The organism is Pseudoxanthomonas sp. X-1 (genome assembly GCF_020042665.1).
GTDB lineage: Bacteria > Pseudomonadota > Gammaproteobacteria > Xanthomonadales > Xanthomonadaceae > Pseudoxanthomonas_A > Pseudoxanthomonas_A spadix_A.
In genome coordinates this window covers 1,075,072-1,091,566 of record NZ_CP083376.1, presented here as the reverse complement: position 1 = coordinate 1,091,566, position 16,495 = coordinate 1,075,072, and the positions used below count along the sequence as shown (strand labels likewise).

The following is a 16,495-nucleotide window of genomic DNA, read 5'->3' as shown; positions in this document are numbered from 1 at the left end:
CCTCCCGGCCTCCCCCTTCGCTGCGCGAAAGGGAAGGCGGATTTCGCCTTCGTGGAGATAACGCAGGGGATTTTTCAGCGGCGGCGGTCAGCGGCGCGATGGCACCGCAGTGCTTATGCCTTCGGTGCGGCGGTCGAACCGCGCAGCATCAGTTCGAAGGTCAGCGTCTGCTGCAGCGGCACGTTGGCCGTGGCGAGGATGTCCAGCAGCAGCTGCACCGCGCGCACGCCGATCTCGCGCATCGGCTGGGCCACCGTGGTCAGCGGCGGGGTGAGATAGCGCGATGAGGCCAGGTCGTCGAAGCCGACCACCGAGAGATCGCGCGGCACGCGTAGGCCGCGTTCGCGGCAGGCCGCCAGCACGCCCAGCGCCGACTGGTCGCTGAAGCAGAACGCCGCGGTCGGCGCATCGTCGGTGCCCAGCCAGGCGCTGGCCGCGGCATGCCCCGACTCCACCGAGAAGTCCCCCGGCACCAGCCGCAGCTGGCGCATCCGGCCGCGCGCCCTGGCCGCCGCGCGCACGCCCTGCAGCCGCTGCTGGTGCAGCGGGTTGTCCGGCGGGCCGCCGACCACGGCGATGCGTTCGTGGCCCAGCGCATAGAGATGCGCCATCGCCGCGCACGCGGCGGCGGCGTTGTCGATGTGCACGCTGGGGATGCCCAGCGCCGGGTCGAACTCGCAGCCATTGACCACCGGCGCCGCGGCGCCCAGCTGCTTGACGATCTGCCGCGCCGTCGGCGGCAGCCGGTGGCCGAGCACGATCAGCCCGTCGGCCTCGTTCCGGCGCAGCATCTGCGCATACCGCTCTTCGCGCGCCGGCTGCTGCTGGGTATCGCCCAGCAGCACCGCATAGCCGGCCGCCTGCGCGGCGTCCTCGGCGCCCTGCAGGATCTGGGCGAAGAACGGATTGGCGATGTCCGGCACGGTGACCAGGATCTTGCCGGTGCGCTGGGTCTTGAGCGTGCGCGCGGCCGCGTTGGGCACATAGCCCAGCGTGGCCACGGCGCGCTCGATGCGCGCACGCGTTTCCGGCAGCACCTTCTCCGGCCGCGACAGCGCGCGCGAGACCGTGCCGGCCGAAACGCCCGCGTGCTTGGCAATGTCGTAGATGGTCGGCATGGGGCAAGCGTGTCACGTCCTTGGTGGCCATGGCTACGCCGCGGGCAGCGGTACCCTGGCGGTGCGGCCGCGCGGTGCAATGCACAACGTGCGCGGCCACGACGCCATGCTAGGATCGTGCAATCGATTGCATCAAGAACGCAAAGCATGCGAACGCTCAAGGGCCCGGCGCTGTTCCTGGCGCAGTTCATCGGCGACACCGCGCCATTCAACCGGTTGGACACGCTGGCGCAATGGGCCGCAGGCCTGGGCTACCGCGGGGTGCAGGTGCCGACCAGCGCACCGCACATCTTCGACCTGGCCAAGGCGGCCGAGAGCCAGGACTACTGCGACGATCTGGCCGGCATGCTGGCCGGCCACGGCGTGCAGGTCACCGAGCTGTCGACCCATCTGCAGGGTCAGCTGGTCGCGGTGCATCCGGCCTACGACACACTGTTCGACGGCTTCGCGCCGGAGTCGCTGCGCGGCAACCCGCCCGCACGCCAGGCCTGGGCGGTCGAACAACTCAAGCTGGCGGCCAAGGCCAGCCAGCGCCTGGGCCTCAAGGCCCACGCCACCTTCTCCGGCGCCCTGGCCTGGCCGTACTTCTACCCCTGGCCGCAGCGCCCGGCCGGCCTGGTCGATGAGGCCTTCGCCGAACTCGGCCGCCGCTGGCGGCCGATCCTGGATGCGTTCGACGCCTGCGATGTGGACCTGTGCTTCGAGATCCACCCCGGCGAGGACCTGCACGACGGCGCCACCTTCGAGCGCTTCCTCGAGGTGGTCGACCACCACCCGCGCGCCAAGATCCTCTACGACCCCAGCCACCTGCTGCTGCAGCAGATGGACTACCTGGGCTTCATCGACCGCTACCACGCGCGCATCGGCATCTTCCACGTCAAGGACGCCGAGTTCCGCCCCAGCGCGCGCAGCGGCGTGTACGCCGGCTACCAGGACTGGATCGACCGGCCCGGGCGTTTCCGCTCGCTGGGCGATGGGCAGATCGACTTCAAGGCGATCTTCTCCAAGTTCGCCCAGTACGATTTCCCCGGATGGGCGGTGCTGGAATGGGAGTGCTGCCTCAAGCACCCCGAGGACGGCGCGCGCGAAGGCGCGCCCTTCATTCGCGACCACATCATCCGCGTGACCGAACACGCCTTCGACGATTTCGCCGGCAGCGGCGCCAGCCCGGAAGCGCTGCGCGGTTTGCTGGGGCTCTAAGACACCACTGACCTGGGAGGGGAAGTCATGACGTCCATCCTGTCGCGCCTCGGCGCGATGATGTTCCTGCAGTTCTTCATCTGGGGCGCGTGGTTCGTGACCCTGGGCACCTATCTGGTTCAGGGCCCGCTGCAGGCCAGCGCGGGCCAGGTCGCCACGGCTTTCCTGAGCCAGTCGATCGGCGCGATCGTCGCGCCCTTCCTGGTGGGGCTGATCGCCGATCGCTACTTCGCCGCCCAGCGCATCCTGGCCGTACTGCACCTGGCCGGCGCGGCGCTGATGTGGGGGGCCTCGGTGGCGACCACGTTCGACACCTTCGCCGCCTGCGTGATGGGCTACATGCTGCTGTTCATGCCCACCCTGGCGCTGGCCAACAGCATCGCCATGCGCCACATGCAAGTACCCGAGAAGCAGTTCCCGCCGGTGCGCGTGGCCGGCAGCGTCGGCTGGATCGTGGCCGGCGTGCTGATCGGCTGGCTGGGCTGGGAACAGGCGCACCGCCTGGAGCTGACCTTCCGCATGGCCGCGCTGGCCTCGCTGCTGCTGGGCCTGTACGCCCTCACCCTGCCGCACACCCCGCCGCTGGAGCAGCAGCGCAACGCCAGCCTGGGCAAGATGATCGGCCTGGATGCGCTGGGGCTGTTGAAGTCGCGCTCGTACCTGGTGTTCTTCCTGGCCTCGATCGCCATCTGCATCCCGCTGTCGTTCTACTACAACTTCACCAACCCCTATCTCAACGACCTGGGCGTGCGCGGCGCGGCAGGGCTGCAGTCGCTGGGCCAGGTATCCGAAGTGCTGCTGATGCTGGCCATGCCGTTCCTGTTCGCGCGGCTGGGAGTCAAGACCATGCTGGCGCTGGGCATGGCCGCCTGGGTGGCGCGCTACGCGCTGTTTGCCTATGGCGACGCCGGCGGCGGCTTCGCGCTGCTGGTGATCGGCATCGTGCTGCACGGCATCTGCTACGACTTCTTCTTCGTCACCGGGCAGATCTATACCGATGCCCATGCCGGCCCGGCCTTCCGCAGCAGCGCGCAGGGCTTCATCACCCTGGCCACCTATGGCGTGGGCATGCTGATCGGCACCTTCCTGTCCGGCGCGGTGGTCGAGCACTACACGACCGCCGCGGGACGCGACTGGCAGAGCATCTGGCTGTTCCCGGCCGGCGTGGCGCTGGTGGTGCTGATCGCCTTCCTGCTGCTGTTCCGCGATCGGCCGGCCAAGGCCGCCGTCGCCTCGGCCACGCCTTGAGGAGCGCTGTCGCATGAGCCCGCTTGGCATCGTCATCGTCGGCACCGGCATGATCGGCGCGGTGCATCGCCGCGCCGCGCTGTTGGCCGGCGCGCAGGTCCGCGGCGTGGTCGGCTCCTCGCCGGCCCGCGGCGAGGAGGCCGCGCGCGCCTGGAACCTGCCGCGCGCCTACCGTGACCTGGACGAGGCCCTGGCCGACCCGCAGGTGCGGGTGGTGCACGTGTGCACGCCCAATCATCTGCACCGGCCGATGGCACAGGCCGCGCTGGAATCCGGCCGCCACGTGATCTGCGAAAAACCGCTGGCCACCACGCTGCAGGACGCCCAGGCGCTGGCCGATCTGGCCGCCGCCACCGGGCTGGTGGCCACCGTGCCCTTCGTCTATCGCTACCACCCGGTGGTGCGCGAGGCCCGCGCCCGCATCGCCGACGGCGAGCTGGGGCCGCTGCGCCTGATCCACGGCAGCTATCTGCAGGACTGGCTGCTGGATCCGGCCAGCAACAACTGGCGCGTGGACCCCAGGCTGGGCGGCGCGTCGCGCGCCTTCGCCGACATCGGCTCGCACTGGTGCGACCTGGTGGAATGGATCGGCGGCGAGCGCTTCGCCGAGGTGAGCGCGGCCTTCGAGACCGTCATCACCGAGCGCGGCGCGAGCACCGGCGAGAGCTTCGCCACGCCGGCCGCCGGCGGCGCGCTGCAGGCGGTGTCCAGCGAGGACGTGGCCGCGGCGCTGTTCAAGACCACGCGCGGCACGCTGGCCACGCTGACGGTGAGCCAGGTCTCGGCCGGCCGCCACAACCGGCTGTGGTTCGAGATCGACGGCGCCAAGGCCGCCGTGGCCTTCGACCAGGAGGACTGCGAGCGCCTGTGGATCGGTCGGCCCGATCAGCGCGAGGAGATCTTCGTGCGCGGGCCGGGCGCGGGCAGCGCCGAGCAGCGCCGTCTCTCCTCGCTGCCACCCGGCCATGCGCAGGGCTATGCGCAGTGCTTCGAATCCTTCGTCGCCGACACTTACCGCGCCATCGCCGGGCAGACGCCCGAGGGCCTGCCGACCTTCGCCGACGGCCTGCGCTCGGCGCGCATCGTCGAAGGCGTGATCGCCTCGGCGCGCGCGCGCGCCTGGACATCCATCGGCGCGTGACCCCGCGCCGCCATTCTCGATCGTCGAATCTCCGGGAGGACCCATGACGCTCACCCTGCCCCGCCGCCTCGCGGCCACCGCCCTGCTGCTCTGCGCAGCGCTTCCCGCACTGGCCAAGGAGCGCACCGCCGCGCAGCTGCCCATCGCCGTGCAGATGTACTCGCTGCGCAACATCCCCTCGCTGGAAGACCGGCTCAAGCTGGTCCACGACGCCGGCATCACCGCGGTGGAAACCGTGGGCACGCAGGACACCACCGCGCCGCAGCTCAAGGCCCTGCTGGACAAGTACGGGATCATCGTCACTTCCTCGCACGTGCAGCTGGCCGACCTGCGCAAGGATCTGGCCGGCGTGGTCGCCTTCAACAAGGCCGTCGGCAACCGCGTGCTGGTCGTGCCCTACCTGGGCGATGCCGAGCGGCCGAAGGACGCCGCGGGCTGGACCGCGCTGGGCAAGGAACTGGGCCAACTGGCGGGCACGCTCAAGGCGCAGGGCATGACGCTGGCGTACCACAACCACGATTTCGAGTTCGCCCGGTTCGGGGACAAGACCGGCCTGGAGCTGCTGCTCGAAGGCGCCGGCCCGGCGCTGAAGTCCGAGCTGGATCTGGCCTGGGTGGCCCGTTCGGGCAACGACCCGGTGGTGTACCTGGGCAAGCTCAAGGGCCGTCTGTACGCGGTGCATGCCAAGGACAATGCGCCGAAGGGTCAGGCCGCCGACGAGAGCGGCTTCGCCGCGGTCGGCCATGGCGTGCTGGACTGGAAGGCGATCCTGCCGGCCGCCGATCGCGCCGGGGTCAAGTGGTACATCATCGAGCACGACAATCCGCGCGACCCGGCCGCCGTGGTCAAGGCTGGCGCGGCCTATCTGGTCGAGCATCTGCCGGCCGACGTGAAGCGCTGAGGCGCGGCACGCGGACGCTGGATGGAAAGCGGCGCCTTCGGGCGCCGTTTTCTTTTGGGTGTTGCTGCGGGATCGCCAGATCGCTCGGCATGTGAGCGTCCTCGCTTTGGAGGCGCAGCGGTCCAGCGCGCGGGGAAGACCATCCCATGCATCAAGTCGCGAGCGCCGCGATCTTACTGACCGGCATCGCGGCTATCCGCCTTGAAGCCCCCTGCTTGGTGGGAGCCGCCATGGCGGCTCCCCACACAGATCAGCCTGGGCCGTCACTGGCCGCGGCCAGCAGCGGCACCACGATGTCACTGATGGGGGTCGGCAGGCCGTGGGCGCGGCCGCGGCGGGCGATGACGCCGTTGCGGATGTCCCATTCCAGCGGCCTGCCGGCCTGGCGGTCGCCGAGGATGGAAGTCCCCAGATCGGGCGGCGAGGACTGGAACTTGTCCAGGATCGCCTGCGGCACTTCGTCGCCGAGCGCGGCGCCTTCGGCTCGCGCCACGGCAAGGCCTTCGCGCAGATACGCCAGGGCGAGCTCGGCGATGTCCGGGCGGGCGAACATGCCGGAACGCCGCTGCGTGAGCGCCATGAGGCCGGCCACCGCGTTCTGCAGCAGCTTGCGCCAGGCCACGGTGTGGAAGTCGGCGACCAGTTCCACCGCGCAGCGGGTGCCGTGCAGTGCCTCGGCGACGAGGCCCGCATCGGGCGTGTCCGGCAGGCTGAGGCGTGCGGGTGCGCGCAAGCGGATCACGCCGTCGGCCTGCGCCTGCGCGGGGAACCATACGACCGCAGGTACGATCCGTCCCTGCGGGCAATATGGCGCGAGCGAGTCGACCTGCTCGACACCGTTCTGCAGCGCGCACACGACCGTGCGCGGGCCGCTCAGCGCCGCGAGCCACGGCGCCGCTGCCGCGTTCTGCGTCGCCTTCACCGCCAGGAAGATCAGGTCGACCGTGCGATCGCACTGCGCGGGGTCGCTCAGCACTGGCCCAGGAACGCCGATGCGGCGATCGCCGTCCTGCAGCCACAGCTGGTCGCGGGCCGTGCGGCCACACAGCACGGGCGTGCGGCCGACCTCGTGCAGCATCGCCGCGACCGTGGTGCCGATGGCGCCGGGGCCCACGACCGCGACGGTAATGTCGGAAGGATTGGACTGCGTGTGCATCGCGCACCTGTTGCTTGGTGGGAAGGGCTTGCCCTACGCGCCAGTCGCGCGGGCCGAGCCGGATATGTAACATATTCCATATGAGCGAGAAGAAAGGTAACTCCGTTACGAAGGTGGAAGGCCGGCTCGGCCAATGGCTCGGCGCCATCCAGGCGCGCTGCGGCGATCTGGCCGCGAGCGAGGCCAAGGTGGTGGCGCTGCTGCTCGCCGACCCGCTGTTCGTGGGCGCCGGCACGACGGCGGAGGTCGCCGCGCGCGCGGGCGTGTCGCCGCCGAGCGTGGTGCGCGCCGCGCGGGCGATCGGCTTCGCCGGTTTCGCCGAGCTCAAGCTCGAGATCGCGCGCGCCCGCGGCACCACGGCCTTCTTCGCGCCTCCCGCCGCGCTCGCTGCCGACGCACCGCTGGCCGCCGTGCTGGAGGCGTCCATCCGCGCCGGCACCGATGCACTGGCCGCGCTCGGCGGTGCGGTGGAGCCAGCGGCGCTGGGCAAGGCGGTCGACGTGCTGCATGCCGCGCGCCAGGTCATCGTCTTCGGCGCCGGCCCTTCGGCGACGGTGGCCGCCGATGCGGTCTTTCGCCTGCGCGCGATCGGCGTCACCACCGTCGGCATCGCGGATCATCTGTCGGCGATGATCGCGGTGCGCCTGCTCGGCCAGGGCGATGCCGTGATCGCCGTCAGTTCGACGGGGCGCACCGCGACCACGCTGGCCATCGCCGATGCGGCGGCCTCCGCCGGCGCCTCGCTCATCGCCATCACCAATCAGTACGGCACTCCGCTGGCGAAACTGGCCGATGTGGCGCTGGTCGTCGGCGGGCCGCCGCTGCCGGCGCAGATGGCCGCGGCGGGCAGCCGGCTGGCACAGCTGGTCGTCGTCGATGCGCTGGTCGCCGCGCTCGCATTGCGGGATCCGGCGCGCACCCGCCGCGCGGAGCGGACGGGCATCGATCTGCCCGACCTGTCCTGATGTCGCCCGGCACGGTCGCGATGGTCCTCGGCGCGGCCGGGGCGCACGCGGTGTGGAATCTCGCCTCGAAGTCCAAGCGCGGCGACGCCTTCCTGTTCGTGTGGGCCTATACCTGGGCGTCCACGCTGCTGTTCGTCCCGCTCGGCATGGCGATGGCGATCCGCGGGCAGCAGCCGTTCGATGCGCGACTGGTCGTGGCCTCGGTCCTTTCGGCGGGGCTGCACACGGCCTATTCGCTGACGCTGCAGGCCGGCTACGACCGTGCCGCGCTGGGCGTGGTCTACCCGGTGGCGCGCGCCACCGGGCCCATGCTGACGATGGGCTTCGCGGTGCTGGTGCTGGGCGAACGCCTGACGCCGGCGGCGGTGTTCGGCGCGCTGGTCATCGTCGCCGGCATCCTCGTCGTCATCGGCAATCCCTTCCGCAACGGGAGCCGGCATGCGTTGCCGGGAATCCTCTGGGGCGGCGCGACCGGGGCCGCGATCGCGGCCTACACCCTGTGGGACAGTTACGCGGTCACCACTTGGCAGCTGGCGCCGGCAAGCTACTACGCAGGCACCCTGCTGCTGCAGGGCCTGATCATGACGCCGCTGGCGCTGCGCCGCAGGCAGCGGCTGGCGGCGACCCTGCGCAGCGACGCCAGGCCGATCCTGGTGGTGGCGCTGTTCTCGCCGCTGGCCTACCTGCTGGTGCTCACCGCCATGCAGCGCGCACCGGTGGCGCTGGTCGCGCCGCTGCGCGAGTCGTCCATCGTCATCGGCGCCCTGCTCGCCTGCTGGCTGTTCGGCGAGGACCATCTCGCGCGCCGCGTTACCGGCGCCGTGATCGTGCTGGCCGGCATCGCGGCGATCGGTCTTTGAAGCAAGGCCGCTGGCCTAGCGCTGCTTTTGTGGGAGCCGCCAATGGCGGCGATGGGGCCCTACCGGGAAAGCCTCATCGCCGCCATGGCGGCTCCCACGATGGGACAATACGGGCGAAAGCTCTATCGCCGCCATTGGCCGAAAAGGCCACAAGGGCGGCTCCCACGATTCCCATCGGGAATCGATCGAACCTACAGCTCCCGCACCCAGATGTTGCGGTAGCTCACCTTGGCGTTGTGGTCCTGCAGGAAGATCGGCGCACAGCCGTGCGGTGCGTAGGACGGGGCACCGATGTACTCGGTCTTGCCCGCGACGACGGTGTCGTTCTGCACCAGCACACCGTTATGCAGCACGGTGATGCGCGCCGGCGCGGTCAGGCCGGCGCCCTGCGAGAAGCGCGGCGCGGTCCAGATCACATCGTAGGTCTGCCACTGGCCCGGCGCGCGCGAGGCGTTGACCAGCGGGATGGCCTGCTTGTAGATCGAACCGGCCTGGCCGTTGGAGTAGGTCGCGCTCTGGTAGCTGTCCAGCACCTGCAGCTCATAGCGGTCCTGCAGGAAGATGCCGCTGTTGCCGCGGTTCTGCCCTTCCAGGCCCTTGGTCTCGGTCGGCGTGCGCCATTCCACGTGCAGCTGCACATCGCAGAAACTCTTCTTGCTGCGGAGGCCCTTGCTGCCCGGCACCACGGTGACCGCGCCATCGGCCACGCTCCAGCCCGGCTTGCCGCCGTCCTCGCCCTCCCAGGCCGACAGGTCCTTGCCGTCGAACAGCACCACCGCATCGGACGGCGCCGCGCCTGGCGGCGTGGCCACGGCCGCCGGCACCGGCTTCCACACCTCGGTCTTGGCCGGGTCGCTCTGCGTCTGCTGCGCACACGCCGGCACGGCGGCCAGCGCACAGGCCAGCATCGCGATCGCTTGCTTGTTCATCTTGCTCTCCCTTGGGCGATGCCGTGGCATCGCGCGTTGTTGGCCTTCAGGTCGCCCAGGCCGGGGTGCCCGGCTCGTAGGGCAAATCGCCATCGAAGCGTCCCGGCACCGGCACGTAGCGCAGCACCTTGGTCGCGCCCACCTCGGAGGTGAAGAAGCCGAACAGCACCAGCTGCTTGATCATGGTGAAGTAATGCGGCGGGATCGCCGCGCTGTCGGCACCCTCGTCGTCGGCCTTTTTCGGATCGGGGCTGGCGGCCCGGGCCTCGGCGTCCAGCTTGCCCAGCAGCTCGGCGCGCTGGGCCGGCTTGAGCGCCAGGAAGCCGCCCTTGGCCCGCTTGTCCAGATCGGCCAGGCCGGCACGGAACACCGCCTGCTGCCGCGGGTCGTAGCAATCGGTCACGAAGCGGGCCATGAACAGTCCCACGCCCGCATCCTTGGCGCCCGGCGTATCGGTGCGCGGCAGGATGGTCTCGGCGATCTCGTCCAGCAGCGCCACCTGCGCCGCCGAGAAGGCGTTGTTGGCCGGCGGCACTTCCAGCTGCGCCTGGGCGAACACCACCGACGGCAGGCCGATCATGGCCATGCCGGTGGCGGCGGTGATCATCTTGAGCAGTTCGCGTCGTTGCATTACAGGTTCCCCGCCTTGAGTTCGCGCACGGCATGGTCGGCCGCGCGCGCGGTCAGCGCCATGTAGGTCAGCGATGGGTTCACGCAGGCCGCCGAGGTCATGCACGCCCCGTCGGTCACGTACACGTTGGGCGCGTCCCAGACCTGGTTGTGCATGTTCAGCACCGAGGTCTTGCGGTCGCGGCCCATGCGCGCGGTGCCCATCTCGTGGATGCCCATGCCCGGCGCATAGTCGCTCTCGTAGACCTCGACGTCCTTGACGCCGGCGGCCTCGAGCATCTCGGCCGCGTCGGCGCCCATGTCCTTGCGCATGGCGTGCTCGTTCTCGCGCAGGGACACGTCCATCGCCAGCACCGGCAGGCCCCACTTGTCCTTGACGTTGCGGTTCAGGCTGATGGTGTTGTCGTGGTAGGGCAGGATCTCGCCGAAGGCGGTCATGCCGATGCGCCACTCGCCCGGCACGGTCAGCGCCTGCTTCAGGTCGGCGCCGATGTTGAGCTCGGCGATGTCGCGCGACCAGCCGGTGCGGCTGGCGCCGCCCTGGTAGCCGAAGCCGCGCACGTAGTCGCGCCGCTCCTCGCCCAGATTGCGGAAGCGCGGGATGTAGAAACCGCACGGCCGGCGGCCGTAGTAGTACTTGTCCTCATAGCCATCCACCCGGCCGGAAGCGCCGACGCGGAAGTGATGGTCCATGACGTTGTGGCCCAGCTCGCCGGAGGACGAGCCCAGCCCGCCTTCCCACACATCGGTGGCCGAGTTCATCAGCAGCCAGGTCGAGTTGAACGCCGAGGCGTTGAGGAACACCACCCTGGCCGTGAAGACGTAGGTCTGCCCGGTCTCCGCGTCGATGATCTCCACGCCCTTGGCCCGCTTGCGGTCCTTGTCGTAGAGCACTTCCTTGACGATGGAAAACGGCCGCAGCGTCAGGTTGCCGGTGGCCATCGCCGCCGGCAGCGTGGCCGACTGCGTTGAGAAGTAGGCACCGAACGGGCAGCCCAGGATGCACTTGTTGCGGTACTGGCAGTTGACCCGGCCCTGCTCGGGCTTGGGCTGGGTGATGTTGGCCGTGCGCGAGTGGATCATGTGGCGCGTGCCGCCGAAAGCCTTCTTCAGGCGCGCGGCCACGTCCTGCTCGACGATGTTCAGCGGGATCGGCGGCAGGAACTGCCCGTCGGGCAGCACGTCCAGCCCCTCGGTGGTGCCGGCGATGCCGGCGAAGCGCTCGACATGGTCGTACCACGGCGCGATGTCGGCGTAGCGGATCGGCCAGTCCACCGCGATGCCCTCCTTCGCGTTGGCGCCGAAGTCGATGTCGGACAGGCGATAGCTCTGCCGTCCCCACATCAGCGAGCGTCCGCCCACGTGATAGCCACGGAACCAGTCGAAGCGCTTGGTTTCGGTGTAGGGGCAGTCCTTCTCGTTGGCCCACATGCCGTAAGTACTTTCCGACAGCGGATAGTCGCGCTTGAGGACCGGATGATCGGCCTTCATCTGCTGGGTCGGCGTGTCGTGGTGCGGATAGTCCCAGGCCTCCTTGCCCGCATTGACGTAGTCCTTGATGTGCTCGATGTTGCGGCCGCGCTCGAGCATCAGGACTTTCAGGCCGCGCTCGGTCAGCTCCTTGGCGGCCCAGCCGCCGCTGATGCCGGAGCCGACGACGATCGCGTCGTAGTGGTTGTCTGCCATGGGTGACTGCTTCCCTCGGTGGATAGTGGGTCTCTCACACGTCGCACAGGGCGATGGCCTGGCGCAGCGCGTCGATCGGATCGGTGTGGGCAGCGCTGAATTCGTGCGCCACGTAGCCGCCAAAGCCGGTGTCGCGGATCGCGCGGCAGATGGCGGCGTAGTTGAGCTCCTGGGTGTCGTCCAGCTCATGCCGTCCGGGCACGCCGGCGGTATGGTAGTGGACGAAGTATTCATGGTTGCGACGGATGCTCGCGATGATGTCGCCTTCCATGATCTGCATGTGATAGATGTCGAACAGCAGGCCGAAATTGGGCGAGCCGATGCGCTTGCACAGCTCCACGCCCCAGGCCGAGTGATCGCACAAGTAATCGGCGTGGTCCACGCGCGAGTTCAGCAGCTCCATCACCAGCACCACGCCGCGCTTCTCGGCATGGCCCAGCACCCGCTTGAGCCCGACCTCGGCATTGCGCATGCCCTGCAGCGGGTCCATGCCGTTGCGGTTCCCGGAGAAACAGATCAGGTTGCGGTAGCCCGCGTCGGCGACCAGGTCGATGTGACGCGTGTAGCGCGCGACCAGCTCATCGTGGAACTCGGTGCCGGCGAAGCCCTGCTTCAGGCTGATCTCCGCCCCGTTGCACATCGGGCTGTCGATGCCGTGCGCCTTCAGCACCGGCCACTCCTCCGGCCCGACCAGGTCGATGGCCGACAGGCCGACCTGCTTGACGGTCACGCACAGCTGGTCGATGGGCTGCTGGAAGAGCCAGCGCGCCACCGACTGCTTCAGCCGGCCCTTAGGCGCGGACGGCGCCGTCGCAGGGGCCGCGGCCCAAGCAGGAAGCAACGCGGAGGAGGCGAGCCCGACGCCGCCCAGCACGCCCATGCGCAGCAGATCGCGGCGGGTGGGACCGCTGTTCATGCGGAGTGCCACTGCGCGCGCGGGCAGAGCCCGGACGGGCTCGGGCCGCGCAGAAGCGCGGTAGCCAGGGGAACGGGACACGCCGCACGAGACCCAGTGGCGCATCGCGCGCCGGAACGCCCAAGTCGACGACGCCTACGCGATGGCGAAAGACCGCCCTCCACGTGGATCCGACATGAGCCCTGCGTATCGTCGCTTCGTGCCATCGCCTCGGCCTCCCAACCGGACATGACGTCGCATGAGCCTCCCCATGCAATCGATTGCACGATAGCAGCCGCCGGGCCGATTGCAAGCTGCAAGCCCGCATTTGCGCGTGCTGCGCAGCACAACGCCACGCACGCCAAGTCGCCGGAGCCGTGGCGCAACGGAGCATGTGTCACCCGGCGGCACGCGCAACGGCAATGACCGGCGCCACGGCCTCACCAAAGGAAAGCGCCGGCGCTCATCCGCTTTCGCTTCCTCAGGAGCATCCGAGCCACTCAGGCTCCGGGCGGGCGCGTCTGAGCCGCGCAGCAAACACGCCACTTCGGTCGGCCCGGGCACCCCATTTCGCACTCGACCACAGCCCCGGCGACGCAGGTCTCCAATGCCCACCGCATCGACGCCAGCGCCACGGACGCTACAATGCCCGGCCCCCAGCGGGCCTATAGCTCAACGGTTAGAGCAGAGGACTCATAATCCTTTGGTTCCAGGTTCGAATCCTGGTGGGCCCACCATGTTCAGGTCACAGGAATCCTGTCTGGTGCCGGGACCACCCAGATAACGGCTTTGGTTTCTGGCTGGTCAAAGGAACCCCGTGAAGCTGGTATCGCAGTGCGTCGGCATGAAGCCGAGCCAGCATTACGCCGGATCGCGCCATTCATCCACTGATGAATGGCGGCACGAGGCCAGAACCGCTGATAGTACGAGCGAGTTCTGCGCCAAGATGTGACCGCGCAGCTCGAAGCGATAATGCTGTCATCAACGTCATTATGGGAATGCCCAGCAAGGCGAAAAAATTCCCAGACCGACGATGTCGTAAGGACATAATCCGCCAGTGCTTATCATGCAGACCCTTTCTCGACGATCCTCCGCATGCCCTGACGTGGCGGGCGGACCCGAAGCTGCCATGCACTGCAGAGACCCACGCTGGGTCGAGCGCCGGGCAGAGGCCTACGGATCGAGCGAACAAGCCGGAACATGACGCCTCCAGCATCCGCACGCGTCCCTATCGCCAGAGGTCATCGTGAAGGTCACCGCGGTCTACATCGATCTTGAGCAGTACAGCCACCCCACGGCGACGAGGGCTCGCTACCAGCTGGCCTCCAACTACCTTTCTCTTTTCATTTCCGACTGGTTGCGGGAGCGTGAGCTGAATCTGGGGCGGTTCGACAGATTCGTGTTTGTGGAGGGTTCCCGGATCGACATGCGGGTCGTGGGCGACCGTGCGTTCGCGGTGAACATCTCCGAGACTGCGAAGGCACCAGGATCGCCGTTAGCCCAAGAGGGGCAGAGCTCCACCGCTGAGACCCACAGTTACTTCGTCGGGAAGTACCTGGAAGGCTTCGATCGCATCGACAAGCACTTCAACCTGTCGCTGGCGGCGCCGCTGGCCGAGACGCTGAAACTGCATTTCTCACAGCATTTGGCCTATGAACGCCCGGTCGATGGACAGGCGGTGAAAAAGAGCAGACTGAGGCTGTTCCACCGGTATACCAGGGATCAGTACCAGCTCATTGCAAGGGAAAACGAGGGGCAGGACGGCCACGCGCCATCCGAATTCATCCTCATGGAATTGATGCCCGACCCCTTCCAGGTCCACTACCATGTCTCGCGTGTCACGGTGAAGGGGAGGCGCATCTCCATTGCGAACGCGACCGAGAGCGAAATGATCGTCAGGGACGTATAGGCGCGGAGCCCAATGATCGATTCGGATCCATTCCCTATCGAGCGCGATCACCATGTCCTCAGCAGACGCAAGCGGGCGCGCAGGATTCCGGACGACAAGGACGACCAGGGCAGGCCATGAGCACAGACGAGATCAATGATTCCTTTCCATGCCCCTGCTGCGGACATCGGACGATTGGCGAGCCAGGCGGATATGAGATTTGTGATGTATGCAATTGGGAGGACGACCCGGTTCAATCGGAGCACCCGGACCTTGCCGGCGGTGCCAACGAATTGAGTCTGCATCTAGCTAGAATCCACTGGCAATCCGGTCGCCCAGTAAAGTAGGAATTGGAAGCCCTTCTTGGAGGAGCGATGCGCCACCTCACCGACCTGGACGTCAGAATCAACCTGGCCGCTGGACGCGATGTAGAACAGCTACTGCCTGAGCGGCACGAGGTGGATCAACTCGTGATCCGCCATGTCTCCCTTGAACGCTCCAGGCCGGATTGCTGGAAAGTCCGCCTCTGCGAGGTGTTCGACAACGGAAGTCCCGATTTCATCGATCTCTATGAATTCGAGGCGGTAGATCCGGATTTCCCGTTCGGAGAAGAATGGACATTCGACTCCATAGAAGGCGCTCTGGCTTTCGCGAAGGACGCGCTAGGCGCCAGCCACGACCGCTACGTGAATCGAGGCGTCGTTCAAGACGAATACCAGGAGCGCTACCATCCGGAGTGGGTGGCACCCCCTTTCCCGCCCCTCACGCGCGGAGACTGAGAAACAGGCCGATCGACGTCGATGGGCCGGACTGGCGAAGGGAGTTCGAATGATCTACAGGTTCACGGCGGAAGTTGTGTCGGTCGAGGAAGACGACGACTGCGTAGTGGTTGGGCTGGCCGATGACGCCGCTATGCCCTCGCGTCACCTGATCCTGCAGAACGCGAAGGCCTACGACGAACAGGACAGGCATCTGCAGATGGATCATGTCCACCTGGAAATCGGCGGAGGATCCGAATCCTGCTACGGGGGCTTGGAGCAGGTGTCCCTGCTTGGCGACGTCCTTGCGCTTTCGCTTTCTGCCGAGACGCGAGGCAGGCTCGGCATCACGGAGGGCATCGAGATCCTGCTGGCGACGCGGGATCACCGTGAACGGCTTCAGCAGGCGCTCGAGCAGATATGTGCCGCGGAGAAAATCCCGTTTATCCAAAGCATGCCCGGCGACAACGCGGAGTAAGCCGACAGGCAGTTGCAGCGTGGTCCAGGGAGAAGGAGCAAATGAAACTGAGCATTACGTCGGTTTCCGACTGGAGAGCGAGGCTGGGAAGAATCACGTCCCACTATGATTACGCGATCGCCAGGTCCGCGCGTCTCTCCTACGGCCAGGAGGTCACCAGCGTGGCCCTGCTTCTGATGTGCGTTTCCGATCAGGCGCGCTTGAAACGCAGGCTTAGGTTCAGGCGTGAGAAGGCCGAGTTCTATACCGACATCATGCTGGATCTGTCGGTCATCATCCCGCTCCCGATGAAAGACAAGATGCGTTACGTCTTCCGCGAGATCCTCGAGCAGTTGTCCGAGCAGTTGAACAGGAGGAAGTTCAGGGATTTCGACCACAAGCGCTTCCTGCGTGATCTGAAGCGGTGGTTCAAGCGGATCGAAGACCGCTACGACGGCCAGACGTCCGGACCGTGGCACTACGCCTCGGGCGAATGATTGGCGCTGAACACCGTGCTCTTCTCCCGATTCGGCGAATCCCGCGGACAGACTGTCCGAAGCGCATGGGGCCGGCGGTGACGCGGTGATGACCAAGGCGCTGCCCCGGGGCGCGTTGAGGGCCTGCAGGCGGCCCCTCCAGCTTGGTTGTATTCTACAACTGACT

Annotated in this window: 16 protein-coding genes and 1 tRNA gene; 11 read left to right on the top strand and 6 right to left on the bottom strand. The window is 67.8% G+C overall.

Features of this window, described 5'->3' with window-relative positions; translation table 11 throughout:
* Positions 1–113: 113 nt before the first annotated feature.
* The gene (locus LAJ50_RS04870) at positions 114–1,118 is read right to left on the bottom strand and encodes a LacI family DNA-binding transcriptional regulator (protein WP_138652211.1); all 1,005 of its coding nucleotides are present in this window, start codon (positions 1,116–1,118) and stop codon (positions 114–116) included.
* A 147-nt stretch (positions 1,119–1,265) separates the two neighbouring features.
* Here LAJ50_RS04870 and LAJ50_RS04865 point away from each other — a divergent pair, with 147 nt between their 5' ends.
* Genes LAJ50_RS04865 through LAJ50_RS04850 form a run of 4 tightly spaced genes read left to right on the top strand, consistent with a single transcriptional unit; the run spans position 1,266 to position 5,608 of the window.
* Positions 1,266–2,318: a sugar phosphate isomerase/epimerase family protein gene (locus LAJ50_RS04865; protein ID WP_130550794.1), complete on the top strand. Its 1,053-nt coding sequence runs from the start codon at positions 1,266–1,268 to the stop codon at positions 2,316–2,318.
* A gap of 27 nt (positions 2,319–2,345) precedes the next feature.
* Positions 2,346–3,566 carry a nucleoside permease gene (locus LAJ50_RS04860; protein ID WP_130550793.1) on the top strand — a complete coding sequence of 407 codons (1,221 nt, stop codon included), beginning with the start codon at positions 2,346–2,348 and terminating at the stop codon, positions 3,564–3,566.
* A gap of 13 nt (positions 3,567–3,579) precedes the next feature.
* The gene (locus LAJ50_RS04855) at positions 3,580–4,707 is read left to right on the top strand and encodes a Gfo/Idh/MocA family oxidoreductase (protein WP_138652213.1); all 1,128 of its coding nucleotides are present in this window, start codon (positions 3,580–3,582) and stop codon (positions 4,705–4,707) included.
* A gap of 43 nt (positions 4,708–4,750) precedes the next feature.
* Positions 4,751–5,608, top strand: a complete 858-nt coding sequence (locus LAJ50_RS04850; protein ID WP_138652215.1) for a sugar phosphate isomerase/epimerase — start codon at positions 4,751–4,753, stop codon at positions 5,606–5,608.
* 250 nt (positions 5,609–5,858) lie between these two features.
* On the opposite strand, the gene LAJ50_RS04845 is transcribed toward LAJ50_RS04850, so the two are convergent.
* Positions 5,859–6,764, bottom strand: coding sequence for an oxidoreductase (locus tag LAJ50_RS04845; protein WP_138652217.1), 906 nt, complete (start codon positions 6,762–6,764; stop codon positions 5,859–5,861).
* An 80-nt stretch (positions 6,765–6,844) separates the two neighbouring features.
* Between LAJ50_RS04845 and LAJ50_RS04840 the strand changes: the two genes are divergently transcribed.
* Positions 6,845–7,729, top strand: a complete 885-nt coding sequence (locus LAJ50_RS04840) for a MurR/RpiR family transcriptional regulator (RefSeq protein ID WP_138652241.1) — start codon at positions 6,845–6,847, stop codon at positions 7,727–7,729.
* A complete protein-coding gene (locus LAJ50_RS04835; RefSeq protein WP_130550789.1) occupies positions 7,729–8,589 on the top strand; it encodes a DMT family transporter in 861 nt (286 codons plus the stop codon). The genes LAJ50_RS04840 and LAJ50_RS04835 overlap by 1 nt, the downstream gene beginning before the upstream one ends.
* Before the next feature lie 191 nt (positions 8,590–8,780).
* Here the strand turns inward: LAJ50_RS04835 and LAJ50_RS04830 are convergent, their stop codons facing one another.
* The 4 genes from LAJ50_RS04830 to LAJ50_RS04815 all read right to left on the bottom strand — a co-directional run bounded on the left by LAJ50_RS04830 (position 8,781) and on the right by LAJ50_RS04815 (position 12,750).
* Positions 8,781–9,497 (bottom strand): DUF1080 domain-containing protein, encoded by a 717-nt coding sequence (locus tag LAJ50_RS04830; RefSeq protein WP_130551007.1) that lies wholly within the window; start codon positions 9,495–9,497, stop codon positions 8,781–8,783.
* A 67-nt stretch (positions 9,498–9,564) separates the two neighbouring features.
* The gene (locus LAJ50_RS04825; protein ID WP_130550788.1) at positions 9,565–10,149 is read right to left on the bottom strand and encodes a gluconate 2-dehydrogenase subunit 3 family protein; all 585 of its coding nucleotides are present in this window, start codon (positions 10,147–10,149) and stop codon (positions 9,565–9,567) included.
* Entirely contained in the window at positions 10,149–11,834 is a 1,686-nt protein-coding gene (locus LAJ50_RS04820) for a GMC family oxidoreductase (RefSeq protein ID WP_138652219.1), read from the bottom strand. The genes LAJ50_RS04825 and LAJ50_RS04820 overlap by 1 nt, the downstream gene beginning before the upstream one ends.
* A gap of 34 nt (positions 11,835–11,868) precedes the next feature.
* Entirely contained in the window at positions 11,869–12,750 is an 882-nt protein-coding gene (locus LAJ50_RS04815; RefSeq protein ID WP_130550786.1) for a TIM barrel protein, read from the bottom strand.
* Between the two features lie 640 nt (positions 12,751–13,390).
* Here LAJ50_RS04815 and LAJ50_RS04810 point away from each other — a divergent pair.
* From LAJ50_RS04810 to LAJ50_RS04785, 5 genes are all read left to right on the top strand, one after another.
* A tRNA-Ile gene (locus LAJ50_RS04810) sits at positions 13,391–13,466 on the top strand.
* Between the two features lie 509 nt (positions 13,467–13,975).
* On the top strand, positions 13,976–14,638 hold the full coding sequence (locus tag LAJ50_RS04805) for a hypothetical protein (RefSeq protein ID WP_138652221.1): 663 nt from the start codon (positions 13,976–13,978) through the stop codon (positions 14,636–14,638).
* Between the two features lie 353 nt (positions 14,639–14,991).
* Positions 14,992–15,396 carry a hypothetical protein gene (locus LAJ50_RS04795; protein WP_130550784.1) on the top strand — a complete coding sequence of 135 codons (405 nt, stop codon included), beginning with the start codon at positions 14,992–14,994 and terminating at the stop codon, positions 15,394–15,396.
* Positions 15,397–15,445: 49 nt separating this feature from the next.
* Positions 15,446–15,853 carry an Imm10 family immunity protein gene (locus LAJ50_RS04790; RefSeq protein ID WP_130550783.1) on the top strand — a complete coding sequence of 136 codons (408 nt, stop codon included), beginning with the start codon at positions 15,446–15,448 and terminating at the stop codon, positions 15,851–15,853.
* Between the two features lie 41 nt (positions 15,854–15,894).
* Complete coding sequence (locus LAJ50_RS04785) at positions 15,895–16,329, top strand: hypothetical protein (protein WP_138652223.1); 435 nt, start codon at positions 15,895–15,897, stop codon at positions 16,327–16,329.
* The last annotated feature ends 166 nt before the right edge of the window (positions 16,330–16,495 follow it).

Excerpts from the sequence above, each read along its gene's own strand:
- LAJ50_RS04870 (WP_138652211.1), bottom strand. The coding sequence starts at position 1,118 with ATGCCGACCATCTACGACATTGCCAAGCACGCGGGCGTTTCGGCCGGC.
- LAJ50_RS04865 (WP_130550794.1), top strand. The coding sequence starts at position 1,266 with ATGCGAACGCTCAAGGGCCCGGCGCTGTTCCTGGCGCAGTTCATCGGC.
- LAJ50_RS04860 (WP_130550793.1), top strand. The coding sequence starts at position 2,346 with ATGACGTCCATCCTGTCGCGCCTCGGCGCGATGATGTTCCTGCAGTTC.
- LAJ50_RS04855 (WP_138652213.1), top strand. The coding sequence starts at position 3,580 with ATGAGCCCGCTTGGCATCGTCATCGTCGGCACCGGCATGATCGGCGCG.
- LAJ50_RS04850 (WP_138652215.1), top strand. The coding sequence starts at position 4,751 with ATGACGCTCACCCTGCCCCGCCGCCTCGCGGCCACCGCCCTGCTGCTC.
- LAJ50_RS04845 (WP_138652217.1), bottom strand. The coding sequence starts at position 6,764 with ATGCACACGCAGTCCAATCCTTCCGACATTACCGTCGCGGTCGTGGGC.
- LAJ50_RS04840 (WP_138652241.1), top strand. The coding sequence starts at position 6,845 with ATGAGCGAGAAGAAAGGTAACTCCGTTACGAAGGTGGAAGGCCGGCTC.
- LAJ50_RS04835 (WP_130550789.1), top strand. The coding sequence starts at position 7,729 with ATGTCGCCCGGCACGGTCGCGATGGTCCTCGGCGCGGCCGGGGCGCAC.
- LAJ50_RS04830 (WP_130551007.1), bottom strand. The coding sequence starts at position 9,497 with ATGCTGGCCTGTGCGCTGGCCGCCGTGCCGGCGTGTGCGCAGCAGACG.
- LAJ50_RS04825 (WP_130550788.1), bottom strand. The coding sequence starts at position 10,149 with ATGCAACGACGCGAACTGCTCAAGATGATCACCGCCGCCACCGGCATG.
- LAJ50_RS04820 (WP_138652219.1), bottom strand. The coding sequence starts at position 11,834 with ATGGCAGACAACCACTACGACGCGATCGTCGTCGGCTCCGGCATCAGC.
- LAJ50_RS04815 (WP_130550786.1), bottom strand. The coding sequence starts at position 12,750 with ATGAACAGCGGTCCCACCCGCCGCGATCTGCTGCGCATGGGCGTGCTG.
- LAJ50_RS04795 (WP_130550784.1), top strand. The coding sequence starts at position 14,992 with ATGCGCCACCTCACCGACCTGGACGTCAGAATCAACCTGGCCGCTGGA.
- LAJ50_RS04790 (WP_130550783.1), top strand. The coding sequence starts at position 15,446 with ATGATCTACAGGTTCACGGCGGAAGTTGTGTCGGTCGAGGAAGACGAC.
- LAJ50_RS04785 (WP_138652223.1), top strand. The coding sequence starts at position 15,895 with ATGAAACTGAGCATTACGTCGGTTTCCGACTGGAGAGCGAGGCTGGGA.